At 67.1% G+C, this 25,313-nt stretch carries 20 protein-coding genes; 9 read left to right on the top strand and 11 right to left on the bottom strand.

What is annotated here, in order from left to right; genetic code table 11:
- Window positions 1-2: 2 nt before the first annotated feature.
- From AC3A3W_RS19505 to AC3A3W_RS19495, 3 genes are read right to left on the bottom strand one after another with little or no spacing between them, the layout of a single operon-like run.
- On the bottom strand, window positions 3-1,277 hold the full coding sequence (locus AC3A3W_RS19505) for a DUF6986 family protein (protein WP_487444759.1): 1,275 nt from the start codon (window positions 1,275-1,277) through the stop codon (window positions 3-5).
- A gap of 3 nt (window positions 1,278-1,280) precedes the next feature.
- A complete protein-coding gene (gene aceB / locus AC3A3W_RS19500) occupies window positions 1,281-2,879 on the bottom strand; it encodes a malate synthase A (protein ID WP_487444757.1) in 1,599 nt (532 codons plus the stop codon).
- A 25-nt stretch (window positions 2,880-2,904) separates the two neighbouring features.
- A complete protein-coding gene (locus tag AC3A3W_RS19495; protein ID WP_487444756.1) occupies window positions 2,905-4,389 on the bottom strand; it encodes an NAD-dependent malic enzyme in 1,485 nt (494 codons plus the stop codon).
- A gap of 225 nt (window positions 4,390-4,614) precedes the next feature.
- On the opposite strand from AC3A3W_RS19495, the gene AC3A3W_RS19490 reads away from it, so the two are divergent.
- Window positions 4,615-5,370: an IclR family transcriptional regulator gene (locus AC3A3W_RS19490; RefSeq protein ID WP_205652443.1), complete on the top strand. Its 756-nt coding sequence runs from the start codon at window positions 4,615-4,617 to the stop codon at window positions 5,368-5,370.
- 87 nt (window positions 5,371-5,457) lie between these two features.
- Here the strand turns inward: AC3A3W_RS19490 and AC3A3W_RS19485 are convergent, their stop codons facing one another.
- The 6 genes from AC3A3W_RS19485 to AC3A3W_RS19460 all read right to left on the bottom strand — a co-directional run bounded on the left by AC3A3W_RS19485 (window position 5,458) and on the right by AC3A3W_RS19460 (window position 14,026).
- The gene (locus tag AC3A3W_RS19485) at window positions 5,458-7,059 is read right to left on the bottom strand and encodes an NCS1 family nucleobase:cation symporter-1 (protein ID WP_487444754.1); all 1,602 of its coding nucleotides are present in this window, start codon (window positions 7,057-7,059) and stop codon (window positions 5,458-5,460) included.
- A gap of 112 nt (window positions 7,060-7,171) precedes the next feature.
- Window positions 7,172-7,996, bottom strand: coding sequence for a MurR/RpiR family transcriptional regulator (locus AC3A3W_RS19480; RefSeq protein WP_487444752.1), 825 nt, complete (start codon window positions 7,994-7,996; stop codon window positions 7,172-7,174).
- A 155-nt stretch (window positions 7,997-8,151) separates the two neighbouring features.
- On the bottom strand, window positions 8,152-9,633 hold the full coding sequence (locus AC3A3W_RS19475; protein WP_487444750.1) for a nucleobase:cation symporter-2 family protein: 1,482 nt from the start codon (window positions 9,631-9,633) through the stop codon (window positions 8,152-8,154).
- A 173-nt stretch (window positions 9,634-9,806) separates the two neighbouring features.
- Window positions 9,807-10,715: a factor-independent urate hydroxylase gene (gene pucL / locus AC3A3W_RS19470; RefSeq protein WP_487444748.1), complete on the bottom strand. Its 909-nt coding sequence runs from the start codon at window positions 10,713-10,715 to the stop codon at window positions 9,807-9,809.
- 652 nt (window positions 10,716-11,367) lie between these two features.
- The gene (gene ligD / locus AC3A3W_RS19465; RefSeq protein ID WP_487444746.1) at window positions 11,368-12,612 is read right to left on the bottom strand and encodes a non-homologous end-joining DNA ligase; all 1,245 of its coding nucleotides are present in this window, start codon (window positions 12,610-12,612) and stop codon (window positions 11,368-11,370) included.
- Between the two features lie 31 nt (window positions 12,613-12,643).
- Window positions 12,644-14,026 carry an 8-oxoguanine deaminase gene (locus tag AC3A3W_RS19460; protein ID WP_487444744.1) on the bottom strand — a complete coding sequence of 461 codons (1,383 nt, stop codon included), beginning with the start codon at window positions 14,024-14,026 and terminating at the stop codon, window positions 12,644-12,646.
- 393 nt (window positions 14,027-14,419) lie between these two features.
- Here AC3A3W_RS19460 and AC3A3W_RS19455 point away from each other — a divergent pair, with 393 nt between their 5' ends.
- The 7 genes from AC3A3W_RS19455 to AC3A3W_RS19425 all read left to right on the top strand — a co-directional run bounded on the left by AC3A3W_RS19455 (window position 14,420) and on the right by AC3A3W_RS19425 (window position 23,445).
- Window positions 14,420-14,914 carry a nucleoside deaminase gene (locus AC3A3W_RS19455; RefSeq protein WP_487444743.1) on the top strand — a complete coding sequence of 165 codons (495 nt, stop codon included), beginning with the start codon at window positions 14,420-14,422 and terminating at the stop codon, window positions 14,912-14,914.
- Window positions 14,915-14,928: 14 nt separating this feature from the next.
- Window positions 14,929-16,476 (top strand): NCS2 family permease, encoded by a 1,548-nt coding sequence (locus AC3A3W_RS19450; protein ID WP_487444741.1) that lies wholly within the window; start codon window positions 14,929-14,931, stop codon window positions 16,474-16,476.
- 193 nt (window positions 16,477-16,669) lie between these two features.
- Window positions 16,670-17,992: an XdhC family protein gene (locus AC3A3W_RS19445; RefSeq protein WP_487444739.1), complete on the top strand. Its 1,323-nt coding sequence runs from the start codon at window positions 16,670-16,672 to the stop codon at window positions 17,990-17,992.
- On the top strand, window positions 17,983-18,921 hold the full coding sequence (locus tag AC3A3W_RS19440; RefSeq protein WP_487444737.1) for an FAD binding domain-containing protein: 939 nt from the start codon (window positions 17,983-17,985) through the stop codon (window positions 18,919-18,921). Before AC3A3W_RS19445 ends, AC3A3W_RS19440 begins: the two co-directional genes overlap by 10 nt.
- A 2-nt stretch (window positions 18,922-18,923) precedes the next feature.
- On the top strand, window positions 18,924-21,764 hold the full coding sequence (locus tag AC3A3W_RS19435) for a molybdopterin-dependent oxidoreductase (RefSeq protein WP_487444736.1): 2,841 nt from the start codon (window positions 18,924-18,926) through the stop codon (window positions 21,762-21,764).
- A gap of 7 nt (window positions 21,765-21,771) precedes the next feature.
- Window positions 21,772-22,752 (top strand): aldo/keto reductase, encoded by a 981-nt coding sequence (locus AC3A3W_RS19430; RefSeq protein WP_487444734.1) that lies wholly within the window; start codon window positions 21,772-21,774, stop codon window positions 22,750-22,752.
- A 33-nt stretch (window positions 22,753-22,785) separates the two neighbouring features.
- A complete protein-coding gene (locus AC3A3W_RS19425) occupies window positions 22,786-23,445 on the top strand; it encodes a uracil-DNA glycosylase (protein ID WP_487444732.1) in 660 nt (219 codons plus the stop codon).
- Here AC3A3W_RS19425 and nboR read toward each other — a convergent pair.
- Complete coding sequence (nboR, locus tag AC3A3W_RS19420) at window positions 23,442-24,065, bottom strand: nicotine blue oxidoreductase (RefSeq protein WP_487444731.1); 624 nt, start codon at window positions 24,063-24,065, stop codon at window positions 23,442-23,444. The two genes, AC3A3W_RS19425 and nboR, sit on opposite strands and share 4 nt — an antisense overlap.
- A gap of 150 nt (window positions 24,066-24,215) precedes the next feature.
- Between nboR and AC3A3W_RS19415 the strand changes: the two genes are divergently transcribed.
- Entirely contained in the window at window positions 24,216-24,413 is a 198-nt protein-coding gene (locus AC3A3W_RS19415) for a YegP family protein (RefSeq protein WP_487444729.1), read from the top strand.
- A gap of 90 nt (window positions 24,414-24,503) precedes the next feature.
- On the opposite strand, the gene AC3A3W_RS19410 is transcribed toward AC3A3W_RS19415, so the two are convergent.
- On the bottom strand, window positions 24,504-25,313 hold an 810-nt coding region (locus tag AC3A3W_RS19410; protein WP_487444728.1), incomplete at its 5' end, for a transketolase-like TK C-terminal-containing protein.

Genomic DNA, 25,313 nt, shown 5'->3' with positions numbered 1-25,313 from the left:
CCTTACTTCGAAATGGTGTGGGCCAGCCTCGGGTGGGCCAGGCCGGTGAGTTGCGGGATTCCGACGCCGGCAAGAGCCTGGACGTCGTCGGCGCCTACGGCGCCGCACTGGACGCCCCGCAGCACGAATGCGGCCAGCGCCCGAGCGGTGGCGGGCTCGTCCATGACCCCGCCGTCGGTGTGCTCGACATAATTGCGGAGGCGCGCCGCGGCCGCCGGAAGGCCCTGGCGGTAAAAGGCGTACGTTGCGGCGAACCGGCTGGGCAGCTGGGCCGGATGCAGGTCCCAGCCCTGGTAGTAGCCGCGCTCGAGGGAACGCCGCACCAGCCGGCCGTGCAGCTGCCAGGCGTTTTCCACGTTGTCGCCCACCGGAATGATGTTGGTGGAGCCGTCCGAGAGCCGGATGCCGGTTCCCGCCACGGCCAGCTGCATGACCTCTTTGGCGAAGTCAGCCACCGGGTGCTCCATCGACTGGTACTCGGCCGAGATCTGCAGCGACGCCGAGTAGTCGTAGGTGCCGTAGTGCAGTCCGCTGATCCGGCCGGGAACAGCGTGCGGAAGCTGTGCCACGGGCGAGGTCCCGTCCGGGCCGAGGATGAGCTGCGGTGTCTCCACCTGCACCTCGAAGCGGAGGCGACCGGCCGGGAGCGAATGCAGTTCCTCGAGCCGGGATACGGCGAACTCCATCGCCTGCACCTGGGCCACCGTGGTGACCTTCGGCAGTGTCAGGACCAGGCCCTCGGGCAGTTCGCCTGCTGCTGCCAGGCCGGAGACGAACAGGTCCAGCGTACGCAGTCCTCGGGCACGGGTGGCCGCCTCAAAGCACTTGAAGCGGATGCCGATGAACGGGGGAGCTGTGCCGGCCGCAACTGCCTCGGCCACGGCGGACGCCGCGGCAACGGCGGCGGCGTCCTCGGCGTCGTCGCCCCTATCCCCGAAGCCGTCCTCGAAGTCGAGCCGGAGATCCTCGATCGGTTCGCTGCCCAGCTTGGCCTCCACCCGGGAGGCGACGGCGGCAGCGAGTTCCGCGTCCTGGCCCAGCAGCGCGCCTAGGCGGGCAAGCCCGCCGTGGGCTGCCGCCGTCGTGAGCGCCTGGGCGCCCCAATCGGCGGCGAGCGATGGCGTGAACCGGTCCGCTGGGACGTACACCGTGTGGACGGGCTGGCGGGAGCCGTCGTCGCCGGGATAGTTCTGCTCCAGCAGCCTGTCGGTGGCGGCCAACTGTGAGTCGATCCGGGCGAGATCAGCCGCGCCGAGTGATGGTTCGGGTACCGCCATGCCTCAGCCCACCAGTTCGTAGGCCGGGGTGGTGAGGAAGTCCGTGTAGTCCTCGGAGAGGCAGATGTCCCCGATCAGGCTGCTGGCCGGCTGGTAGTAGCGCTCGAAGGCCTCCTCGCCCACCTCGCTGCGCAGCTTCTCGGTTTCCTCGGCCAGGATCTTCGTGACCAGTTCGCGGGTGACGGTGTTGCCGGTGTCCGCAAGGACCACCTCGTTGCGGATCTGCTGCCACACCTGTGAGCGGGAGATCTCCGCCGTCGCGGCGTCCTCCATGAGGTTGTGGATGGCCACCGCACCGTTGCCGGAGATCCACACTGCCGTGTAGGCGACGGCGACGTACAGGTTAAGGCGCAGGCCCGCTTCGGTGACCTGGCCGTCGGCCGAGGCGATGTCCAGCAGCTGGCCGGCAGTCACGGAGACCTCGGGGCGCTGCTTGTCCAGCTGGTTGGGCTTGTCACCGAGGACCGCATCGAACACTTCCTTGCAGACCGGGACGAGGTCCGGGTGTGCCACCCAGGAGCCGTCGAAGCCGTCGTTTGCCTCGCGGGTCTTGTCCGCGCGGACCTTTTCGAACGCCTGGGCCGTGACTTCGGGTTCGCGGCGGTTGGGGATGACTGCAGCCATGCCGCCCATGGCGAAGGCGCCGCGGTGGTGGCAGGTCTTGACCAGCAGTTCCGTGTAGGCGCGCATGAAGGGAGCGGTCATGGCCACGGTGGCGCGGTCCGGCAGCACAAAGCTGGCGCCGGCGTCGCGGAAGTACTTGATGATGCTGAACAGGTAATCCCAGCGGCCGGCGTTCAGGCCGGAGGCGTGGTCGCGGAGTTCGTAGAGGATCTCGTCCATCTCGAACGCGGCCGGGATGGTCTCGATCAGCACAGTGGCGCGGATGCTGCCCTGGTGGATGCCGAGGAAATCCTGCGCGAACACGAACACCTCGTTCCACAGCCGGGCCTCGAGGTGGCTTTCCATCTTCGGCAGGTAGTAGTAGGGGCCCTGGCCGTTGAGGATCAGCTGCTTGGCAATGTGGAAGAAGTGCAGGCCGAAGTCCACCAGGGCACCCACGGCGGGTACGCCGTCGATCAGCAGGTGCCGTTCCTCCATGTGCCAGCCGCGGGGGCAGGCCACCACGACGGCGAGCGGGGCGTCGGTGCGGAGCCGGTACTCCTTGCCTTCCGGGGAGGTGTAGCTCAGGGTCCCGGTGGCGGCATCACGCAGGTTCAGGATGGCGTCGATGACGTTGGCCCACGTGGGAGTGCTGGCGTCCTCAAGGTCGGCGAGCCACACCTTGGCGCCGGAGTTCAGCGCGTTGATGGCCATCTTGGCGGGGGAGGCGGGACCCGTCATCTCGACCCGGCGGTCCTGCAGGGCCGCCGGTGCCGGCGCAACCTTCCAGTCGCCGTCGCGCACGTCCTGGGTGTCCGGCAGGAAATCCAGGCTGCCGGTCCTGGCTACGTGCGCGCGCTTCGCGGCCCGCGCCTGGAGGAGTTCGGCGCGCGTGCCCGCGAACCGCTTGTGGAGCTCTTCGACGAACGCGAGGGCCTTCGGCGTGAGAATCTCCTCTGCCCGCTCGATCGGCCGGGGGTCTGTGACTGTGATAGCCATTGTGGGTCCTTTCCAGGGCTGCGAATCAGGCGTTGGCGAGGGCTGCTGCTGTGTTGGCAGCTGCAGCTGCATGTGCTGCTGCTTCCATTGTGTCCCCCGTCGCTGCCGGTGACGTGTGAACGCCGGCTGCGGCGTGGGCTGCGGCGGCCACTGCGGCCGCGACATCGGCTGCCACGTGGGGGTCGAAGACGCTGGGGATGATGTAGCTGGCGTTGAGCTCGTCGTCAGCCACGCGGTTGGCGATTGCCTCGGCAGCGGCCACCAGCATCTCGGGGGTGATGTCGGAGGCGCCGGCGTCCAGCAGTCCGCGGAAGAAGCCCGGGAATGCCAGCACGTTGTTGATCTGGTTGGGGAAGTCGCTGCGTCCCGTAGCCACCACGGCGGCATGCTTGGAGGCGATGGCAGGGTCGATTTCCGGCGTCGGGTTGGCCATGGCAAACACGATGGCGTCCTGGGCCATCGAGGCGACCTGCTCCTCGCCGATCACGTGCGGGGCGCTGACGCCGATGAACACATCCGCACCCTTGAGGGCCTCGTGCAGGGTGCCGGAGAATCCCTCTTCGTTGGTGTTGGCGGCGATCCAGCTGCGGTGTTCGTCGTTGTACTGCTCGCCGGAGTGGATGGCGCCGGAGCGGCCGGCGGCCACGATGTGCTTTGCGCCCTGGGCCTTGAGCAACTGGATGATGGCCGAGCCCGCTGCGCCGACGCCGGAGACGACGATCCGCACCTCGTCGAGCTTCTTTCCGACGACGCGCAGCGCATTGACGAGGGCTGCGAGCGTGACGATGGCGGTGCCGTGCTGGTCGTCGTGGAAGACCGGGATGTCGAGTTCCTCGCGGAGCCGGTTTTCGATCTCGAAGCAGCGCGGGGCCGCGATGTCCTCGAGGTTCACGCCGCCGTAGACAGGGGCCAGGGCCTTGACGATCTTGATGATCTCCTCGGTGTCCTGCGTGTCCAGGCATACGGGCCAGGCGTCAACGTTGGCGAACTGCTTGAAAAGCGCAGCCTTGCCCTCCATCACGGGCAGCGCAGCGGCCGGGCCGATGTTGCCGAGGCCCAGGACGGCCGAACCGTCGGTGACCACGGCGATGGTGTTCCGCTTGACGGTGAGGTTCCGGGCGGCGTCGGGGTTTTCCGCGATGGCGAGGCAGACGCGGGCGACGCCGGGGGTGTAGGCACGGGAGAGGTCGTCGCGGTTGCGCAGGGCCACCTTGGGAACGACCTCCAGCTTGCCGCCCAGGTGCATGAGGAAGGTGCGGTCCGAGACGTTCCGGACCCTGACGCCGTCGAGCGCGTTGAGGGCGTCCTTGACCCGGTTGGCGTGGTCATCGTCGGTGGTGTTGCAGGTGACGTCCACAACCAGGGTCTCGTGGTGGGACTCGGTGACGTCGAGGGCTGTGATGGCCGCGCCGGCGGCGCCCACGGCCGCGGCGAGCTCGCTGGTGGCGGTGAAGCTGGACGGCGCCTCGACGCGCAGGGTGATCGAATTTCCGGGGCTCGGGTTCGCCATTGAAGGTCCTCCTGGTTCGGCCCATCGCTGGGCGTGGCTTTCGCCGCTACATGTTTTCGTATTATGGATATTATTATCTACTGTATGGAAACACAAGCCCCCTAAGGTGATGGATTGGGCGCATCGACGCGGACCCCCGCCGTGCTGTAACTTAGGCTTTCTAAGCAGTTCTTTTCACAATGCGGATAAGAGTTGTCGGAATCTACCCCTGCAGGAGACGACGGAATGGCCGAAAAAGCCGCGGGAGGCGTGCAGTCCGTTGAGCGCGTCTTCGAACTTTTGGAACTCATCACGGACGCCGGCGGAGACGTCACGCTCAGCGAGCTGTCCTCCTCCACCGACCTGCCCCTGCCCACGATCCACCGCCTCCTGCGCACCCTCGTTACGCTCGGCTATATCCGCCAGCTGCCGAACCGCCGCTACGCCCTGGGCCCGCGGCTGATCCGGCTGGGCGAAGGCGCCAACAAGCAGCTGGGGGCGCTCGCGCGGCCGCAGCTCAAGTCGCTCGTGGACCGGCTGGGCGAGACGTCCAACATGGCCGTGCTGGATTCGGACATGGTCATCTACGTGGCCCAGGTCCCGTCTCTGCATTCCATGCGCATGTTCACCGAGGTGGGCCGCCGCGCCCATACCCACGACACGGGCGTGGGCAAGGCCATCCTCGCCCAGCTCGACGACGAGGCGGTCCGCGGGATCGTGAGCCGGACCGGCATGCCGACGCCCACTCCCAAGAGCATCGGCGACATCGACGCCCTGCTGGCCGACCTGAAGCTCATCCGCGAGCGCGGATACTCCATCGACGAGGAGGAGCAGGAACTCGGTGTCCGTTGCTTCGCCATGGCGGTGCCGAATGCCCCCACTCCAACGGCCATATCCGTATCCGGGCCGGTGTCGCGCGTGGACAAGTCCTTTGCCGACCGCGCCGTGCCGCTGCTCCGCGAAGCGGCCCAGGCGATCTCCGACGAATTCAACCAAAACTGACCCGGCGCGAACGGACACTTGGGGCCCCGGTTTCCGAGGAAAATTGGGGCCCCAAGTGTCCGTTCGCGCAATGTGCAGGGGTTGGTGTCAGCGGGGCGCGATGGCCGACACCAGATGGCCGTCGCTGATGGGTCCGCTGGCTGAGCCTGGCCCCTCACCGGACGGGGCGAGGCTGATCATGGGTGATTTCCGTTCGAGCAGCCAGAACAGGACGTAGCCCAGCCCGCAGCCCAGGAACCAGCTGTAATTGCCGATCCACGTGGCGTTGATGGTAGTTGCGCCGGTGTCGAGCAGGATTTTGGGGATCAGCACGGACGCGATCGAGACGGCGCCGCTGATGGCAACAGCATTGACGGCGTTGGGGTTGTAGCCATTGCGGAACCAATACCGGCCGGTGGGCTTCATGGTGTACATCTCGTCGACCCACACCTTCTGCCGGCTGACGAGGTAGTACCCGGCGATCAGGATGCCGAACAACGGGCCGATCAGGGCGCCCAAGACGCCGAGGGTGTAGTGGATGGCATCGCTGTTGGAGTACCAGTTCCACGGGGTCAGGATCACGGAGCCGACGGCGGCAATCATTCCGCCTGCCCGCCAGCTGATTTTCTGCGGGCTGACGTTGGAGAAGTCGAACGCGGGCGAGATGAAGTTGGCCACGATGTTGATGCCCACCGTGGCGATGACGAAGGTCAGGCCGCCAAGGAGTACGGCGAACACCGTGTCGATCTCCTGGACCGTCCTGACGGGGTCGGTGATGAGGCGGCCGAAGACCGGGATGGTGGCGGACGCCGTGATCACGGTCAGCAGCGAGAAGAACAGGAAATTGACCGGCAGCCCGAGCAGGTTGCCCTTCTTGACTGCCTTGTAGCTCTTTCCGTAGCGGGCGAAGTCGCCGAAGTTGAGCATGGGTCCGGAGAAGTAGGACACCACCAGGGCGATGGCCGAGACCATCACGGGTATCGACGCCGCGAAGTCCAGAGGCGGGCCGCTGGAGAGGCTGAGGCTAATGTTCCCGATGCCGGCCCTGGAGACCAGGTAGATGGCCAGGATCAGCATGACCACGTAGACGGCCGGGCCGGCGAAGTCGATGAACCTGCGGATGCTTTCCATGCCGTTCCAGAAGAGTGCTGCCTGGGCTACCCAGAGGATGCCGTAGCAGATCCAGCCCAGGGCGGACAGCCCCAGGAAGCCGTGCTGTCCGACGTCGTACAGCGGAGCCATGCCCGGGAAGAACTTCAGGAAGACGATAACCAGGGCCTCAGAGGCGAGGAACGTCTGGACGCCGTACCAGGCGACCGCGATCAGCCCGCGGATGATCGCCGGAATGTTGGCGCCCCTGACCCCAAAGACTGCCCGGTTGATGACCGGATAAGGAACCCCGGTGAGCTGGCTGGGCTTGGCCACGAGGTTGCAGAAGATGTTGACGATGATGATGCCGGCGAGCAGCGCCACGAGGACCTGCCAGCTGGCGAGGCCGAGGGCAAAGAGACTGCCGGCCGTGACGTAGCCGCCGATGCTGTGCACGTCAGACATCCAGAACGCAAACAGGTTGTAGCTGGACCAGCGCTGGTTTGTCAGCGGATCGAGGTCCTCATTGCTGAGCCGGGGATCATAGTCGGGACGGACGACGGCGGGTCCCGGCACTGCCGGCGAGGTCGCCTGCTGTGGTGCTGCTTGTGCTTCAGTCACGTGTTCCTCTTTATCGATGGGACGGACGGCAGACTCGGCCGTTTCATACAATCAATTAGATGGAACAGATGTTTCAGGTCAGTTTCGGGGGCGCTTCCGGCGATTTACGTTTTCAGCGGTGCTCGATCTCGTCCAGGGCATCGAACATGCCGGTGATCTTGCGGATCCGCTCCCGTCCGGGCTTTTCCAGGGCAGACAGCACGCCGTTGGCCAGGACTGTCATGAGGCTCATGGGGGCAGCGTAGCTGTCGAAGGCGGCAGTGCCGGACACGGGGCATTCGATCCAGACGGTGCAGTCCCCGGCGAGCCCGCGGGCGGTGGCATCGCCGATGAGCACTGTGGTTGCGCCGGTGGCCGCGGCGGCGGTGAGAACCTCCCGGAAGCCCTTCGGCCGGCGTCGGAAGCCGAGGAGGACCGCAACGTCGCCTTGGCCCAGTCCTGCCAGTTCCTCGCCTACGCTCTGGCCGGGCTGCGGCGCCAGATCAACGCCGCTCCGGCACTGCAACAGCTGCTGGCGCAGGTGCAGCGCGACAGGAAAGCTGTTGCGGAAGCCGATCAGGAGGACGTTGTCCGCGCGGGCAACGTGCTGGGTCACCGACTCCAGCCGGGCGGCGTCGAGGGAATCGAAGAACCGCTGCAGCTGGGCCAGCTCGTGGCTGACGTGGAGCGGCAGCCCTCCGTTGGGTTCTTGGACGGGCATCGGCACGCCGCTGGTCCTGAGTGCGCGGGTGTGTTCCTTGACCTCGCTGAAGTCGGCGAAACCGAGCCGGCGGAAGAGCCGGCTCATGGTCGCCTTGGAGACGCCGCTGAGGCTGGCCAGCTCCGCGGCGTTGTACACGGCCAGGTCGCCGAGCCGGTCCAGCAGGGTGTCGGCCGCCTTCTGCTCCTGCGGGCTCAGCTCGGGGTAATGCCGCTCGATACGTTCATCGATCCTCATGAAACAACCGTCTCACGTCCGGTCGCGGCTGACACTCCGTTCCCCGCGGCGCTCCCTGCTGCAGAGCGCGAACGTACACTTGGGGCCCCGTTTTCCGAGGAAATTGGGGCCCCAAGTGTACGTTCGCGCTGAGCTGCTTGTTCGCGGCGAGTGGGTTAGTGCTCGGATGCGGAGGACGCCTGGATCGGGACTTCCTTGCCGTCGCAGTCAATCAGCTTGCCGCCCTCGAAGCGGTCGCCGTCGGCCAGGCACTGCAGGTCCTCCTCCCGGACCACGCGCCCGGTGCCTGCCACAAACACCGACTGGTTCTCCGAGTTGCCGGCCTTGAGGTGGTTGAAGAGCAGGTTCAGCAGGATGGCCATCACGGCGGCCGAACTGATGCCCGAGTGGAAGATGGTGCCGAACCAGGACGGGAACTGGTCGTAGAACGCGGGGGCGGCGATCGGGATCATGCCGAACCCGATGGACGCCGCCACGATGATCAGGTTCATGTTGTTCTTGTACTCCACTTTGGCCAGTGTCCGGATGCCGCTGGCGGCAACGGTTCCAAAGAGTACGACGCCGGCACCGCCCAGGACGGGGGTCGGCACCGCTGCCACCACCCGGCCAAGCACCGGCAGCAGGCCCAGGATCACCAGGATCAGGCCGCCGGCGCTGACGACGAAGCGGCTCTTGACGCCGGTGATGGCGACGAGGCCCACGTTCTGGGCAAAGGCGCTTTGCGTGAAGGAGTTGAACAGTGGGGAGATGGCGCTGGAGAGCATGTCTGCCCGCAGGCCGTCGCCGATGCGCTTGGAGTCCACCTTGGTGCCCACGATTTCGCCCACGGCAATGATGTCCGCCGAGGTTTCGGTCAGTGTCACGAGGATGACGATCAGCATGGAGATGATCGCGGCAAGCTCGAACGTGGGAGCCCCGAAGGCGAAGGGGGTGGGGAAGGCAACTATTTCGCCTTGGCCCACCTTGGAGAAATCAGCCATTCCAAAGGCGAAGGCAATAGCCGTGCCCAGCACCATGGCCAGCAGGATGGAAAGCCGGGAGATCGCCGCGCTGCCCACTTTGCTGAGCAGCAGGACAATGGCCATGGTAGCGGCGGCCAGGCCGATGTTGGCCATGCTGCCGTAGTTGGGTGCCTTGCTGTTGCCGCCCATGGCCCAGTTGGCCGCGACCGGCATCAGCGTCAGGCCGATGGTGGTGATCACCGTGCCGGTGACCACCGGCGGGAAGAAGCGGATGATCTTGGAAAACAGCGGCGTGATCAGCAGGCCGATCAGTGACGCCGCAATCACGGAGCCAAAGACCGCCTGGATGCCGCCGCCGCCGTGGACGATCGCCACCATGGTGGAGACGCCAGCGAAGGAGACGCCCTGGACCAGGGGCAGCTGGGACCCGAAGAACCGGATGCCGACGGTCTGAAGGATCGTGGCCAGGCCGCCGACGAACAGGCACGCGGCGATCAGCAGGCCGATGTCCTGCGATGACATGCCGGCGGCCGCACCGATGATCAGCGGCGGGGCAATGATGCCGCCGTACATCGTGAGGACGTGCTGGAACCCGTAGGCAAAGGTTGCCCCAAGGGAGAGTCTTTGGTCTTCGGGGCGGGCTGCCGCTGTGCGGGCTTTTTTCTTAGTGTTCATGGCAGACTTTCTTGGTTCATGGCAGACGCCTTCGTCTGGCTAACAATGTCTGGCTAACGGGTGTGGCTGAAAGACTTGGGTGGTGGCCTCTGGTTTCGACAGGCTCAATCACCGGTGGTTGAGCCTGTCGAAACCAGAGGATCTCGACAAGCTCAACCGTTGGTACTAAGGGCTTAGCAGAAGCCGGCGATTCCGGACCAGGCGATCTCCGCCGGGGCGGCGTCTTCGCGCTGGACGGTGGCCTCGATCAGGCCGTAGGGGCGGTCGGCGGCAAAGAACACCTCGTTGGGGTTGTCCAGGCCGAACGGCGACAGGTCCACCAGGAAGTGGTGCTTGTTGGGCATCGAGAACTTGATCTCATCGATCTCGCTGTGAGCTTCGAGGACCTTGGCGCCCATGTCGAACAGCGTCTGCTGCAGGGCGTGGGAGTACTTTTCGGTAAATCCTTCGAGCAGCAGGCCCTTGATGTCCTCGTAGCTCTTGTTGAAGTCGAGCGAGCTGAAGTCCGTGCCGGCCTTGAACCGCCAGCGTGCGGAGACGTCGGTGGCCAGGATGCGGTCCGTGGTCTCCGGCAGGGTGGTGTACTTGTCCTTCGGATACCCCACGAAGCCCGACTGCGTGGACTTCAGGACGGTCAGGTCCTTGAGCCCGGAGATCAGGTGGGTTGCCGCGCCGTCCTTCACGAGGACCGCGGTGCGGACCTCCTGGCCGTTGCGCACGAAGGAGTGGTCGTGCGCGGTGCCGTGGGCCTGGATGCGGTCCCAGCTGTAGGACTCCGCTTCCCAGCGTCCGCCGGTGACCCAGTCGAAGCTGGAGGTGAAGTGCTCGCCAAGGCGCAGCAGGAACGCCTCCGGTGAGCCGATGCCATCCTTGGCGAACGCGTAGATGGTGTTCTTCTGGGTGTCCGTTGCCACGACGTGGCTGTTGTCGCCTTCGAGGTGGGCGGCGGCGAAGTCGCCACGGAGCTGCGAGGTGACGTTCAGGTCTTCGATTTCGTGGCGGTCCGTGTCCCGGGTGATTTTGACGACCCGGACTTCGGCCTTGCCGTACTGGTTCTGGCCGAGGATGATTTTGCTGCTCATGGTCTGTTCCCAACTTCCGTGAGGTGGAACCTAGGTTCCATCATTGAAATTAAGCGCGCATTTCCAGCGCGTTTCCGGTGGTGCCGACCCAACAAAAAAGAGCCGGCATCCATTGATGCCAGCTCATTACGACCCTGCCTGCTGCTCCCAGGTTACGTGACCCACGCCACGAATTGGTTAAAGCGTAGCCGAGTCTTGGCGGTGGTGTACATCACTTTCTGAAAATCCTGATTGTGACCGGAGTGGTCCGGGGCCATTGACCCGACGGCCCACCAGCCTCTACTATTTTCATATAGCAATAACTTCATTCCGCAATACGAAAAAACAAGGAAAAACAAGGGAGGATCAGATGTACCCCCAGGACCAGTTCCCCGTTGCACCGGCCGAGACGGCCAGCCCCTCAGTCCCGGAGTTCTACCTCCCCCGCGGAGGCGGAGCGGATCCGGATTTTTATCTTCCCGCGGACCGGACCCACGCTCCCGGCCGGATCTCACGCTGGATTCACAGCCTTCCAGTATTCGGTCGCCGGCGTTCGTAACGAGGTTGGCGATACGCATCTTCGCTGATGACGCCCAAAAGGCCTGGCGACACCTGAATCCGGGTGTCGCCAGGCCTTTTGCGTTGCGCTGGGCGCTTTGCGCGTCGCTGCTTGTCAGGACCCCGGGCGCCCCGGCCACTCCTTGCCGGCCCATGGGTCGTAGTCGGCGATGAGCTCCTCCTGCGGCGGACGCTCCGCTGCGGGGATGTGCTGCAGGTTCACCCGCACCCTGTACCAGAGCGAGCTCGATCCGCGCATTCCGTCGACGAGCACATCGGCCGGGTGCAGGGCCGGGACGAGGTCCGCATGCCGGGCCTTCCACTCGTCGAGCGCCGCGAGCGCCTCGGGCTTGGTCTTGGTGCGGGCCACCTCGATGAGCGGCATCACCGACTGCCTGCGGCCGGAGCCGTTGCCCCCGCGCGGCGCCTTCTCGGCGGGCCCGAGCTCGGCCGCGAGCGCGAGGAGCCCGTCAAGCGTTCCGACGGCGTCATCGATCCCGGCGTGAGGATCTCCCAGATCCGCGAACCGCCCGGGCACCGTGCCCACCGTGAACTGTTCCGGCCGGATGGATCGGACCTCGTCCCAGCCGAGCGGCGTCGAGACCCGGGCATCAGGCAAGGGCCGGACCGAATACGCCGATGCCACGGTGCGGTCCTTGGCGTTCTGGTTGAAGTCGACGAACACACTCTCGCCGCGCTCCTCCTTCCACCACCGCGCAGTGGCGAGGCCGGGCGCGCGGTTCTCGACCTCACGGGCGAGGGTTTCGGCCGCGAGCCGCACGTCCCGGTACGACCACTGCGGCGCGATGCGCACCAGGATGTGGAGTCCGCGCGATCCGCTCGTTTTCGGCCATCCCACCAGACCCGTGTCGTCGAGAACCTCCCGCGCCACATAGGCGACGTCGACGATCTGGGACCAGTCGACCCCCGGCATCGGATCCAGGTCCACCCGCAGTTCGTCGGGGTGCTCGAGGTCCTCAGCCCGGACCGGATGCGGGTTGAGGTCGAGGCAGCCAAGATTCACCACCCACGCCAGCCCGGCGGCATCCCGGATGACGGCCTCCTCGGCCGACGTCCCGGACGCGTAGTTCAGTACTGCCGTGTCGATGAAGTCGGGGTGGTTCTCGGGCACGCGCTTCTGAAAGAACGGCTCGGCGTCGATGCCCTTCGGAAAACGCTTGAGCACCATCGGCCGGCCGCCTGCACCGCGCAGCGCGCCGTCCGCGACGGCGAGGTAGTAGCGCACCAGGTCGAGCTTCGTCAGCCCGGGCCCGGGGAAAACCACCTTGTCCGGACTCGAGATGCGGACCTCGGCGCCGTCGATGGTGAGGATCTCGGCCGGCGTCTTCGACGGGTTCATGGCGCCACGCTAGCAGTTGGCCGGCGGGACGTCAGCCGTTGACCAGCCGGCGGGCCGCGGCCGAGTGCTCAGCGATGAGCCCGGCAATGTCCAGCCCGGGAATCTGTCCGTCCACCACCCGCCACTGCCCGCCCACCATCACGCGGTCTGCACGGTCCGCGGCACACAGCAGCAGGGCCGCGACCGGATCGTGGCTGCCGGAGAACCGCAGCTCGTCCAGGGTGAAGAGGGCCAGGTCCGCCTGCATCCCCGGAGCCAGCTGCCCTAGATCACCGCGCCCCAGCACCGCCGCCGATCCGCGGGTGGCCCAGCCCAGCGCCCGCTCCACCGGCACCTGCGCCCCGTAGCGCAGCCGCTGCAGGTACAGCGCCTGCCGCGCTTCAAGGATCATGTTGGAGGCATCGTTCGACGCCGACCCGTCCACTCCCAGCCCCACGGGGGCTCCCGCGTCCTCGAGTTCCAGGACGCGGGCGGTGCCCGAGGCCAGCCGCATGTTTGAGGTCGGGCAATGCGCGACGGCGGTCCCCGCGGCGCCCAGCCGGGCAATCTCGGCATCGCTGAAATGGATGCCGTGCCCCAGCCACGTCCGCGCTGTCAGCCAGCCCACGCTGTCCAGGTAGTCCACGGTGCGCAGTCCGTACATCTCCCGGCAGAACTCCTCTTCGTCCAGGGTCTCGGCCAGGTGGGTGTGCAGGCGGACGTCCAGCCGCTCGGCCATCAGTGCGCTGTCGGCCATCACTTCCTTGGTCACCGAGAACGGCGAGCACGGTGCCAGCGCAATCTGGATCACGGCACCGTCGCCGCGCTCGTGGTACTTCCCGATCAGGCGCTCGCTGTCGGCCAGGATCACGTCCGGCGTCTGCACCGTCGTTTGCGGCGGCAGGCCGCCGTCGTGCTGTCCCAGGCTCATGGAACCGCGGGTGAGCGTGGCCCGCATCCCCAGCCGCCGGACGGCGCCGACCTCGATGTCGATGGCGTCTTCCATGCCTGCCGGGAACAGGTAGTGGTGGTCGGCCGCCGTCGTGCAGCCGGAGAGCAGCAGTTCGGCGAGGGCCACCGTCGCGGCGAGCTCGAGATCCCGTGGCGTGAGCCGGGCCCACACCGGGTACAGGTTCTGCAGCCACGGAAACAGGGGAGCGTTGGCCACCGGCCCCCAGGCCCGGGTCAGCGTTTGGTAAAAGTGGTGGTGGGTGTTGATCAGGCCCGGGAGCAGGACGTGTGCCGAGGCGTCGAAGGTCTCCTCGCAGGGTGCGGACGGCCATTCGCCCGAGCCCAGCACTTCGGTGATCCTGCCTCCGCTGACCACCACCCCGCCCGAGGCGTCGAGGCTGTTGGCGGAGAATGCGGCGAGGGGATTGCGGATCCACAGCCGGGATCCGGGGTGTTCGGATGTAGGGACGGATTCAGGGGTCATGGTGGGTTCCTGTCTGAGCGTGCCGATGAAATGCCAGCTCAGTGGTGCCCTGTCTGCTGATCCAGGGGCCCGCCGGACGTGCGGCGGTTGGGCCCAGACTAGGAGGCGGCCCGGGCTGCCGTCAACGCTCGCATTCTGACCACTGATTGTGACCACCGGTGTGAAAGCTCAGTAACACGGATTTCACATCACGAAATTAATTTTCCGGAAACTATGGCGCAGGCCACAGTCCGGTGCTAATCTCGATTTTGCCAAAGGCGGGCACCCGGAGACCGGGAAGCTATCTACCAGGCGCAACTAAACCTTCAAAGCACATGCTGAAGCCTGGTATCCGTCGCATCTGGTGTTTGATCCCGCCACGGGGTACCGGCTTCCACTCCAAGGGAGCGCATCATGAGTACCACCGTCACGGCCGAACAATTCCTGGCCAGGTCCATCGAGCTTGCAACCGCGAACGTCCTCAACAGCGGGGGGCCGTTCGGCGCGGTCATTGTCACCGCCGACGGCCAGGCGTTCGACGGCGTCAACCGCGTCACCGCCACCAACGATCCCACCGCCCACGCCGAGGTTACGGCAATCCGCCGGGCCTGCAGCGAGCTGGGCACCTTCGACCTTCGCGGAGCCATTCTCTACAGCAGCTGCGAGCCCTGCCCCATGTGCCTCGCCTCGGCGTTGTGGGCGCGCATCGACCGCGTGATTTTCGCGGCGGACCGTCACGATGCCGCCTCCGTCGGCTTCGACGACGCCGTCTTCTACGAGTACTTCGACAACGACGACCGGGACGCCCTCATGCCGGTTTCCAAGCTGGGGCTCGGCGGACCGCAGTCCCCGGCCATTCTCGAGCCGTTCAACACCTGGAACACACTCGATTCCAGGATCGACTACTAGGGCCTGTGGTTCCAATGACCATCCTTGACAAGACCCCCGAAGGCCCCGAGACCGGGACTACACACGCCACGCATAAGCCGGGCAGGCAGTCCGCGCAGTCCGGAACGGATGCGGGAAACCGGCCACCGGCGTCGAACGCTTTCCTGGACCGCTTCTTCCACATCACCAAACGCGGCTCAACCCTGGCACGTGAATTCCGCGGCGGGTTGGTCACGTTCTTCACCATGGCGTACATCGTCATCCTCAACCCGCTGATCCTTGGCGGCTTCAGCGCAGACAACGCACCAACAGACGTGGCCGGCGGCTGGCTGTCCGCCGCACAGGTCGGTGCGGTGACCGGGCTCACGGCCGGCGTCATGACCATCCTCTTCGGCCTGGTCGCCAACCTGCCCTTCGGGCTCGCCGCCGGACTCGGCATCAACTCCTTCCTCGCCGTGGCCGTCATCCAGGAGGTCACCTGGGCCGAGGCGATGGGGCTGGTGGTCATCAACGGCATCCTGATCGTGCTGTTCGGCGTCACCGGCGCGCGGACCGCGATCTTCCGGGCCGTCCCCCGGGAGCTCAAGGCAGCCATCACAGTGGGCATCGGCCTGTTCATCGCCTTCATCGGCTTCGTGGACTCCGGCTTTGTCCGCTCCACCGCCGGCGGGCCTCCGGTCCAGCTGGGCGACAACGGCTCCATCACCTCCGTGCCCACCCTGGTGTTCATCGTGGGCCTGCTGTTGATGGGCATCCTCGTCGCCCGCAGGGTGCAGGGCGGGCTGCTGATCGGCATCGTGGCCACCACCGTGCTGGCGGCTGTCGTGGAGGCCGTGTTCCACATCGGGCCTGCCACCAAGGCAAATCCGGGCGGCTGGCACCTGAACACGCCGGTCCTCTCGGGCCAGCTGGTCTCCGCGCCGGACCTGGGCCTGGTGGGCCAGTTCGACCTCTTCGGTGCTTTCGGCCGGATCGGTGCGCTCGCCGCCACCATGCTGGTCTTCACCCTGGTGTTCACCAACTTCTTCGACGCCATGGGCACCATGACGGGCCTGGCCAAGAGCGCCGGCGTGGCCCACAAGGACGGGACCTTCCCGCGGCTCAAATCCGCCTTCATCGTGGAAGGCGTCGGGGCAGTGGCAGGCGGTGCGACGTCCGGATCCTCCAACACCGTGTACATCGACTCAGCGGCGGGCATCGGGGAAGGCGCCCGCACGGGGCTGGCCTCGGTGGTCACCGGCGTCCTGTTCCTCGGCTCCATGTTCCTCACCCCGCTCACCAGCGTGGTGCCGCTGGAAGTTGCCGCGGCGGCGCTGGTTGTGGTGGGCGCGATGATGATGGCGCAGATCCGCGAGATCAAGTTCACCAAGTTCGCGGTGGCGCTGCCCGCCTTCCTGACGATCGTCACCATGCCGCTGAGCTACTCGATCGCCAACGGCATCGGCGTGGGCTTCGTGTCCTGGGTGGTGATCGGAGCTGCCTCCGGCAAGGCGAAGAAGATCCATCCGCTCATGTGGGTAGTGACCGCGGGATTCCTGGTCTACTTCGCCCGCGGACCGGTGAGCGCGCTGCTCGGCGCGTAGGAGCCGCAAAGACCGGACCGGGGCAGGCAGATGGGGCCTGCCCCGGTCCACCCCCGTGAAACCCGTCCCTGCACCTCAACCCAGCAAACCGCAACCAAACTGACGCCCCGCCACAACCGCCGGTGCTTCCCCCGGCCACTGATAGGAACGAGAATATGGAAACTATCGCAGCCCAGGAAAAGGGAGTGCAGCCATGCTGGACCTGATGCCTTCCCTCGCCGGCTGGCTGCCGGCGGCCTCAGGACAACGGTGCGCTGTTGCCACCGTGGTGGGCGCCAGCGGCTCCGTGCCGCGGCCCATGGGCACCTCCATGATGGTGTCCGAGTCAGGCGACGTCCTCGGCAGCCTCTCCGGCGGGTGCGTGGAGGGGGCGGTGGTTGAGGCCGCGCTGGAGGCACTGCACGACGGCGGCACGCGGCTTGAGCTCTTTGGCTACAGTTCTGCTGATGCTTTCGCGGTCGGACTCACCTGCGGCGGCCAGCTCGAGGTCCACATCGAACCCCTGGACGCGCCCGGGGGTCCCCACCTCGGTGAGCTGCTGCAGCGGCAGGCGCCGCAGAGCCCCCTGGCCCTCATCCGCAGGGTGGACCGCAACGGGCGCGGCGCCGTCGTCATTCCGGAGCCGTCAACGTTCAAGGCGGCGGAGTCCGCCGCGCTGGCTGCGCTCCTCGGCCTGGACGATCCGCGCCGCGGCGCGCAAAAAGGAGCGGATGCCGGGGCCGCCCGCCGCGCCCTGGACGCGGCAGCAGCACAGCTGGACCCCTTGCTGCGCGGTGGACGTACCGGCCTGGTCCGGCTCGCCCCGGCCGGGGGCTGCCTGACTGCGGCACCTGTCAAGGGGGACCGCCCGGAGGGCGCAGACATCCTCCGGCCAGAGCCCGTGACGCTCCTCGTGGAAAGCCGACTGCCGCCGCCGCGCATGCTGGTGGTCGGCGCCAACGACTTTGGGGCGGCCCTCGTCCCGGCGGCGAAGTTGCTCGGGTACAGCGTGACGCTCGTGGACGCGCGCCCTGCGTTTGCCGCCCAGGCCCGTTTTGAGGCCGCCGATGACGTGGTGGCCGACTGGCCGCACCGTTACCTCGCGGCCGAGGCGGCCGCCGGAAGAATCGATGCGCGCACCGCCATCTGCGTCCTCACCCACGACCCCAAATTCGATATTCCGCTGCTGGAACAGGCGCTGGCGCTGGACGTTGCCTTCGTGGGAGCCATGGGCTCGCGGCGCAGCCACCGCCAGCGCGTGGACGAACTTCTCGCCCTGGGCGTTGTACCCGAACACCTGGGCCGCCTGCATTCCCCGATCGGGCTCGACCTGGGAGCCGTCACGCCGGCGGAGGTGGCCGTTTCGATCACGGCCGAACTGATCGCCGCCGGCAGGGGAGTGCCCACCTGCGCCCCGCTGCGGGACGGTGCCGGCCCCATCCACCACCTCAGCGCAGACATCTCCCCAGCAGACACCGCAACAGACGCCACTTCAACAGACACCTCAACAGAAAAACACGGGACGCCATGGACATGAACACCATCGAGGCCGTGGTCCGCACCACCGATCCGGCCGAATGGCGCGACGGCGACGCCTGGCTGGCCGGCGGCACCGTCCTCTTCTCCTACGGCAGCTACGCCTTCGGGTCCGAGCCGCTTCGGCGCCTGCTGGACCTTGGCTCGGCGGACTGGCCCGCCATCACGGTGACAGACACGGGGATCGAGCTCGCCGCCACGTGCACGATCGCGGAGCTGTACGCCCTTCCGGACTCGGCGGAGGCTGCCAGCGGACCCGCAGCAGAGTGGCCTGGCCTCGACCTCATCCGCCCCTGCTGCGAGTCCTTCGTGGCGTCCTTCAAGGTGTGGAACATGTCCACGGTGGGCGGCAACCTCTGCACCTCCCTGCCGGCAGGGCCCATGATCTCGCTCTGCGCGGGGCTCGAGGGCACAGCCACCATCCTCGGTCCGGGCGGCGCCAGCAGGGAGCTGACCGTCACGGACCTGGTGACGGGGGACGGACAGAATGCCCTGGCCCGTGGGGAACTGCTGCGCAGCATCAGGCTTCCTGCGTCTGCGCTGTCCTCACGCGTGGCGTTCCGCCGCCTGTCTCTCAGCAACCTCGGACGGTCGGGTGTGCTGCTCCTTGGACGGCTCGACGCCGGCGGGCAGTTCACGCTCACGGTCACCGCCGCGACAAAACGGCCGGTGCAGCTGCGCTTCGGCCAGGTGCCGGACGCCGCCGACCTGGACCAGGCGCTGGACGGGGCCATCCCGGACGCCCTGTACCACGACGATATCCACGGGCTGCCCGCGTGGCGCCGCGACATGACCTACCGGCTGGCCGAGGAGATCCGCGGCGAGCTTGCCGCGCCGGAGGGTACCCGGCCCCGGGCGGTATCCGGCGATTTCTGGCCTCCGGAACGGCACGCAGCCCGCACCCCGACCGCCGCGAAGAAAGACACCTGAGCATGACCATCGACATCAACGGAGTACCCGCCGGAACCGCACCCCGCCCGGGCCAATGCCTGCGCACGTTCCTGCGCGAGCAGGGCAACCTGGGCGTCAAGAAGGGCTGCGACGGCGGCGACTGCGGAGCCTGCACCGTGCACGTGGACGGCACGCCCGTACACAGCTGCATCTATCCGGCAGTGCGTGCCGAAGGCCATGCCGTGACCACCATCGAGGGGCTGGCAGGCGCTGCGGGCAGTGCCGGCCTGCATCCGATGCAGCAGCAGTTCCTGGACCGGCAGGGCTTCCAGTGCGGGTTCTGCACCGCCGGCATGGTGATGACCGCCGCGACCTTCGACGAATCCCAGAAGGAGAACCTGCCCCGCAACCTCAAAGGCAACCTCTGCCGCTGCACCGGCTACCGCGCCATCGGCGACGCCATCTGCGGCTACGAGGGGCACCCCGACCCGCAAGGCCCGGGATCCGGCGTCGCCGGTGAAGGCCAGCCGGAGCCGCCCCCGGGACAGCTCGGGGACGACGTGCCCGCCCCCGCCAGCCGCGCGGTGGTCACCGGACAGGCCCGCTACACGCTGGACGTGCCGGCCGACGAACTTCAGGGACTGCTGCACCTGAAGCTCCTCCGTTCCCCGCATGCCCATGCCCGGGTGATCTCGATCGACAAGGCCGCGGCCCTGAACGTTCCCGGGGTGGTGGCCGTCTTCACCCATGAGGATGCGCCGGCCCAGCTGTTTTCCACGGCCCAGCACGAGCTCTACACGGACGACCCCGATGACACCCGCCTGCTGGATGACGTGGTGAGGTTCCGCGGCCAGCGCGTTGCAGCCGTCGTGGCCGAATCGGTGCAGGCAGCGGAAGCGGGTGTCCGGGCACTGGACGTGAAGTACCAGGAACTGCCGGCGGTGTTCACGCCGCAGGACGCCATTCTTCCCGGAGCGCCGGCCATCCACGGCGACAAGGACGGCGCCACGGCAAGGATCAGCCGGCCGAAGGAAAACGTGGTGGCCGAACTGCACTCCGAACTGGGCAGCGTGCAGGCCGGGTTCGCGGAGGCCGACGTCATCCACGAGCAGACGTACCGGACGCAGCGCGTCCAGCACGTGGCGCTCGAAACGCACTCCTCCATCGGCTCCGTCGACGGGGAGGGCCGGCTGCACATCCGCACCTCGAGCCAGGTTCCGTTCCTGGTACGGCGGACGCTCTGCCGTCTCTTCTCGCTGCCGGAGGAACAGGTCCACGTGGTGGCAGGCCGGGTGGGCGGCGGGTTCGGCGGCAAGCAGGAGGTGCTCACCGAGGACATCGTGGCGCTCGCGGCCCTGAAACTGAAACGGCCGGTGCAGCTGGAGTTCACCCGGACCGAACAGTTCACCGCCAGCACCACCCGGCACCCGTTCGCCATCAGGCTCAAGGCCGGCGCCGCGAACGACGGCCGGCTCACGGCCCTGCAGCTGGACGTGCTCACCAACACCGGCGCCTACGGGAACCATGCCCCGGGTGTCATGTTCCACGGGTGCGGGGAATCCCTGGCCGTGTACAAGTGCGCGAACAAGAAGGTCGATGCCCAGGCGGTGTACACCAACACGGTTCCCGCCGGCGCCTTCCGCGGCTATGGCCTGAGCCAGATGATCTTCGCCATTGAATCCGGGATCGACGAACTGGCCGCAGGCATCGGCATGGATCCGCTCGAATTCCGCCGCCGCAACATGGTCCGCGAGGGTGACGACATGCTCTCCACGCATTCCGAGCCGGAAGAGGACGTCCACTACGGCAGCTACGGGCTGGACCAGTGCACCCGGCTGGTGCAGGACGCCCTGCAGCGGGGCCGCGAGCGGTACCGTGAGGCCGGGCTGGATGACCTGGGGCCGGACTGGGTCACCGGCGAGGGCACCGCGCTGTCCATGATCGACACCGTCCCGCCGCGGGGGCACTTCGCTCATTCGAAGCTCCGGCTTCTGCCGGACGGGACGTACGCGGCCGACGTCGGGACTGCCGAATTCGGCAACGGCACCACCACAGTCCACGCCCAGCTTGCGGCCTCGGCGCTGTCCACCACGGCGGGGCAGGTTAACGTGCGGCAGTCGGACACGGACCTGGTCGAGCACGACACCGGCGCCTTCGGGTCTGCCGGAACGGTCGTGGCCGGCAAGGCGACGCTCACCGCGGCAGAGGAACTGGCGGTACGGATCCGGGCATTCGCCGCAGGAGTCCGCCAGGTCCAGGCGTCGGGCTGCGTACTCGACGGCGACGCCGTGGTGTGCGAGGGGACCCGCGTGCCGCTGACAGACCTCGCGCGCGAAGCCGCGGACGCCGGCGTCGAGCTTGTCGCGGAAGGGCGCTGGGGCGGTACGCCCCGGTCCGTCGCATTCAACGTCCACGGCTTCCGGGTTGCCGTGAACACCGGCACCGGGGAGCTGCGGATCCTGCAGAGCGTGCAGGCCGCGGACGCCGGCGTCGTGGTGAATCCGCGGCAGTGCCGCGGCCAGATCGAAGGCGGCATCGCGCAGGCGCTGGGCGCCGCGCTGTATGAAGAAGTCAGGGTGGACGACGGCGGACGCGTCACCACGGACATCCTCCGCCAGTACCACATCCCGTCCTTCGCGGACGTGCCGCGGAGCGAGGTGTACTTCGCCGAGACCAACGACAAACTGGGACCGCTCGGTGCGAAGTCCATGAGCGAGAGCCCCTTCAACCCCGTGGCGCCGGCCCTGGCCAATGCCATCAGGAGTGCCACCGGCCTGCGGTTCGCCGAACTGCCGATTGCGCGGGACAAGATCTATCTGGGCCTGAAGGAGGCGGGACTCGTCCCGTCACCGTCAAGGCCCAGCCTCACAGGCAACATATAGTCGGGGGATGGAACAACGGACTTTAGGTAAAACCGGACGGGATGTTTCCGTCGTCGGACTCGGCACGTGGCAGCTCGGTGCGGACTGGGGCAACGTTGACCCGGAACAGGCCCGGGCCGTCCTGGCCGCCTCGGCGGAAGCCGGCGTGACGTTCTTCGACACCGCCGACGTCTACGGTGACGGGCGGAGCGAGCAGGCCATCGGGGCCTTCCTGGTGGACAACCCCGGGCTGGACATTACCGTTGCCACCAAGATGGGCCGCCGGCTGGAGCAGCAGCCGGAAAACTACAACCTCGCCAACTTCCGCGAGTGGGTGGACCGTTCCCGGCGCAACCTGCGCACAGATTCCCTGGACCTGGTCCAGCTGCACTGCCCGCCGACCGCTGTCTACAGCAACGCCGAGGTCTATGATGCCCTCGACACTCTGGTCTCCGAAGGCGCCATCAAGAACTACGGTGTCAGCGTGGAGCGCACGGACGAGGCCCTCGAAGCGATGCGCCATGAGGGCACCGCGTCCGTGCAGATCATCCTCAACGCCTTCCGGCTCAAGCCGCTGGACGAGGTGCTTCCCGCCGCGAAGGCCGCCGGCGTGGGAATCATCGCCCGCGTGCCGCTGGCGTCGGGGCTGCTGTCGGGCAAGTACACCAAGGACACGTCGTTCGCCGAGGACGACCACCGGAACTTCAACCGCAGCGGCGATTCGTTCGACGTCGGCGAGACCTTCTCCGGCGTGGATTACGCCCTGGGGCTCAAGGCCGTGGCCGAATTTGAACACCTGGTGCCGGAGGGCGCCAGCACCGCACAGGCAGCCATCGCCTGGATCCTGGCCCAGGAGGGTGTCACGTCGGTCATTCCCGGAGCCCGCAATGTGGAGCAGGCCCGGTCCAACGCCGCTGCGGCCGGTGTGGCATTGGGCGAGGAATTCGATGACGGAGTGCGCTGGATCTACGACCACTACTTCCGCGAGGCAATCCACCCCCGCTGGTGATGTGTCCTGTGTGAAGGGGAAAGCGGGCGTTGCATGACGTCGTCATCCTTCGATGCCTTTATTGACCGGCTCGCCGCCGTGGAAACCCCACCCGGGTGCAATAACTTCTTCGACCACTCAGCTCCCGCAAATGCCCTGCGCCGGCAAAACCTGGCGGCGTATTTCGGGGAAATGCTGCACCGGGCACCGAAGGTGCTGCTGGTGGGCGAAGCTCCGGGTTTCCGCGGCATGAGGATTACCGGCGTTCCCTTTACCAACCGCACCATGTTCCAGGGGGCCGCCAATCCCTTCGGGCTGTTCGGGCCGGGGAAAGGGTATGCTCTGCCGCCGGAGGCAGCGACCGTCGCTGCGGAGCCGACGGCGACCGTAATGTGGGAGGTCCTGGCCGAGCTCGACGTCCTCCCCGTGCTGTGGAGCGCCTGCCCGTGGCATACCCACGTGCCCGGACAGCCGCTGTCCAACCGCACGCCGACATCCGCTGAGGCGGCTTTGGGCACGCCGTTTTGGCAGGACCTCACCAGGCTTTTTCCCATCGAAACCGTGGTGGCAGTGGGGAACGTCGCGCACCAAAGCGTCCGCCGCAGCGGCCTCGACGTGCCGAAAATCAGGCACCCTGCCCATGGCGGTAGGGCCCGCTTCAAAGAGGGACTGCAGGAACTTCTCGCAGCGGGGACGCTGCAGCAGCGGCACTAGCCAAGCAGGTGCAGCTGGTCCGGGGTATCGAGGTCTTCCCCGCCGGACTGGCCTGAGCCCGGAGGCGCGGTGCAGTCCACCAGATCAATCAGCCCGGGGTGGGCCTGAAGGAAGTGCCGCGCGCCGGCGTCACCCGAAGCCGAGTCCGCGGCATCGGAGCGCAACGAGGCGTCGAGGAGCAGCGGATGCCCGCGCCGAAGTACGCCTGAGGCATCGGGGTAGGCGGCAGCCGTGACCCGACCGGGCCGGTGTGCCTGCAGCAGGCGGGCCACGGTTTCCGGCGTAAGTCCCGGCTGGTCCACGAGGGCCACCAGCACATGGTCCCCGGGCCGGGCGGTGGCAAGGCCCAGCCGCAACGAGCTCCCCATGCCGGACGGCCACGCCGGGTTCTCCACCACGGCGTGCCGGTGGAGATCGGTTGCTGCCCGCACCGCCTGTGCGCCTGCACCGAGCACCACCACCACCTCGCGGCAGCCGCCGCCGGACAGAACGTCGGCCAGCACTTCGACGAGGGTGCGTCCCCGGAACGGCAGCAGGGCCTTCGGGCCGCGGCCCAGCCTGGTGCCGGCCCCCGCGGCAAGGAGGACGGCGGTGGTGGCTGGCGCCGGAAAGTCTGCCATGTCACCACCTTAGACGGGAGTTGCCGGGAGAAAACTACCGGTTGGTAGGGGTGGTTACCCCAGTTAGTGGCCGCTAACCTCGTATATGTCGTGTTGGCAATTGGGGGGTCACATTCGGCTGCAATGACGCGGCCGGCAGAAGGAGTACAGATGGCAAGCACATTCGAAATAGTGAGCGCGGGACAGGGAGCATTCCGTTTCAGGCTGAAGGCTGACGACGGCACGCTGGTTGCGGTTTCACCCAGTTTCCAGAACATCAAGGCAGTAGTCGCCGGCATCACCGCGGTGCGGGAGAGCGCAGCCACCGGCTTCATCGTGGACCGGCGCGCGGCCCTCACCTCCACCTGACTCATTCTTACGAAACGCCCGTCGGCGGCCCCCACCGGAAGGTGGGGGCCGCCGTCGTTTTGCGCTATCCGCTGGCTCAGCCACTAACAGTCAGGACTCGCCGCCCGCTCCGCCGGTGGTGCCCGCGTTGACATCCAGGAGCTTGTAGCGGTCCATGGCGTACGACGGCGCGCCCTCCTCGACCTCGCCCCTCGCCGCGAGCAGCTGCAGCGTCTTCACCACGATGGAGTGGGTGTCGTTCTTGAAGAAGCGGCGTGCTGCGGCGCGGGTGTCGGAGAAGCCGAAGCCGTCTGCCCCGAGGGAGGCGAACTCGTTCGGGACGAACTGGCGGATCTGGTCCGGGACGGCCTTCATGTAGTCCGAGACCGCCACGATGGGCCCCTGCGCATCGGCCAGCTGCTGGGCCACGAACGGCACCCGTGCCGGTTCGCCGGGGTTCAGGAACGCTTCCTCCTCGGCGGCGAGACCGTCGCGGCGCAGTTCGTTCCAGGACGTGACGGACCAGACGTCCGCGGAGACGCCCCAGTCCTCAGCCAGGATCCGCTGGGCCTCGATGGCCCACGGCACGGAGACACCCGAGGCCAGGATCTGGCTCCTGGGACCTTTAGCTTCCGACGCCGATACCCGGTAGATGCCCTTCAGCACACCGTTGACATCGAGGTTCTCAGGTTCGTTTGGCTGGGTGATGGGTTCGTTGTAGACCGTGATGTAGTACATCAGGTTCCGGTCCGCGGAGTCCGGTCCGTACATCCGCTCGATGCCGTCGCGGACGATGTGTCCCATTTCGTAGCCGTAGGCGGGGTCGTAGGTGACCACTGCCGGGTTGGTGGCGGCGAGGATGGGGGAGTGGCCGTCGGCGTGCTGCAGGCCTTCGCCGGTGAGGGTGGTGCGGCCGGCGGT

Source organism: Arthrobacter sp. Soil_N43 (genome assembly GCF_057655195.1).
This window is presented reverse-complemented; position numbering and strand designations above follow the sequence as displayed.

What these genes read in the sequence shown, in the direction of transcription:
- AC3A3W_RS19435 (WP_487444736.1), top strand. Translation starts at nt 18,924, where the DNA reads ATGACCATCGACATCAACGGAGTACCCGCCGGAACCGCACCCCGCCCG.
- AC3A3W_RS19460 (WP_487444744.1), bottom strand. Translation starts at nt 14,026, where the DNA reads ATGACCCCTGAATCCGTCCCTACATCCGAACACCCCGGATCCCGGCTG.
- nboR (WP_487444731.1), bottom strand. Translation starts at nt 24,065, where the DNA reads ATGGCAGACTTTCCGGCGCCAGCCACCACCGCCGTCCTCCTTGCCGCG.
- AC3A3W_RS19475 (WP_487444750.1), bottom strand. Translation starts at nt 9,633, where the DNA reads ATGAACACTAAGAAAAAAGCCCGCACAGCGGCAGCCCGCCCCGAAGAC.
- AC3A3W_RS19430 (WP_487444734.1), top strand. Translation starts at nt 21,772, where the DNA reads ATGGAACAACGGACTTTAGGTAAAACCGGACGGGATGTTTCCGTCGTC.
- AC3A3W_RS19455 (WP_487444743.1), top strand. Translation starts at nt 14,420, where the DNA reads ATGAGTACCACCGTCACGGCCGAACAATTCCTGGCCAGGTCCATCGAG.
- AC3A3W_RS19445 (WP_487444739.1), top strand. Translation starts at nt 16,670, where the DNA reads ATGCTGGACCTGATGCCTTCCCTCGCCGGCTGGCTGCCGGCGGCCTCA.
- AC3A3W_RS19490 (WP_205652443.1), top strand. Translation starts at nt 4,615, where the DNA reads ATGGCCGAAAAAGCCGCGGGAGGCGTGCAGTCCGTTGAGCGCGTCTTC.
- AC3A3W_RS19440 (WP_487444737.1), top strand. Translation starts at nt 17,983, where the DNA reads ATGGACATGAACACCATCGAGGCCGTGGTCCGCACCACCGATCCGGCC.
- AC3A3W_RS19415 (WP_487444729.1), top strand. Translation starts at nt 24,216, where the DNA reads ATGGCAAGCACATTCGAAATAGTGAGCGCGGGACAGGGAGCATTCCGT.
- AC3A3W_RS19480 (WP_487444752.1), bottom strand. Translation starts at nt 7,996, where the DNA reads ATGAGGATCGATGAACGTATCGAGCGGCATTACCCCGAGCTGAGCCCG.
- aceB (WP_487444757.1), bottom strand. Translation starts at nt 2,879, where the DNA reads ATGGCTATCACAGTCACAGACCCCCGGCCGATCGAGCGGGCAGAGGAG.
- AC3A3W_RS19450 (WP_487444741.1), top strand. Translation starts at nt 14,929, where the DNA reads ATGACCATCCTTGACAAGACCCCCGAAGGCCCCGAGACCGGGACTACA.
- AC3A3W_RS19505 (WP_487444759.1), bottom strand. Translation starts at nt 1,277, where the DNA reads ATGGCGGTACCCGAACCATCACTCGGCGCGGCTGATCTCGCCCGGATC.
- ligD (WP_487444746.1), bottom strand. Translation starts at nt 12,612, where the DNA reads ATGAACCCGTCGAAGACGCCGGCCGAGATCCTCACCATCGACGGCGCC.
- pucL (WP_487444748.1), bottom strand. Translation starts at nt 10,715, where the DNA reads ATGAGCAGCAAAATCATCCTCGGCCAGAACCAGTACGGCAAGGCCGAA.
- AC3A3W_RS19425 (WP_487444732.1), top strand. Translation starts at nt 22,786, where the DNA reads ATGACGTCGTCATCCTTCGATGCCTTTATTGACCGGCTCGCCGCCGTG.
- AC3A3W_RS19495 (WP_487444756.1), bottom strand. Translation starts at nt 4,389, where the DNA reads ATGGCGAACCCGAGCCCCGGAAATTCGATCACCCTGCGCGTCGAGGCG.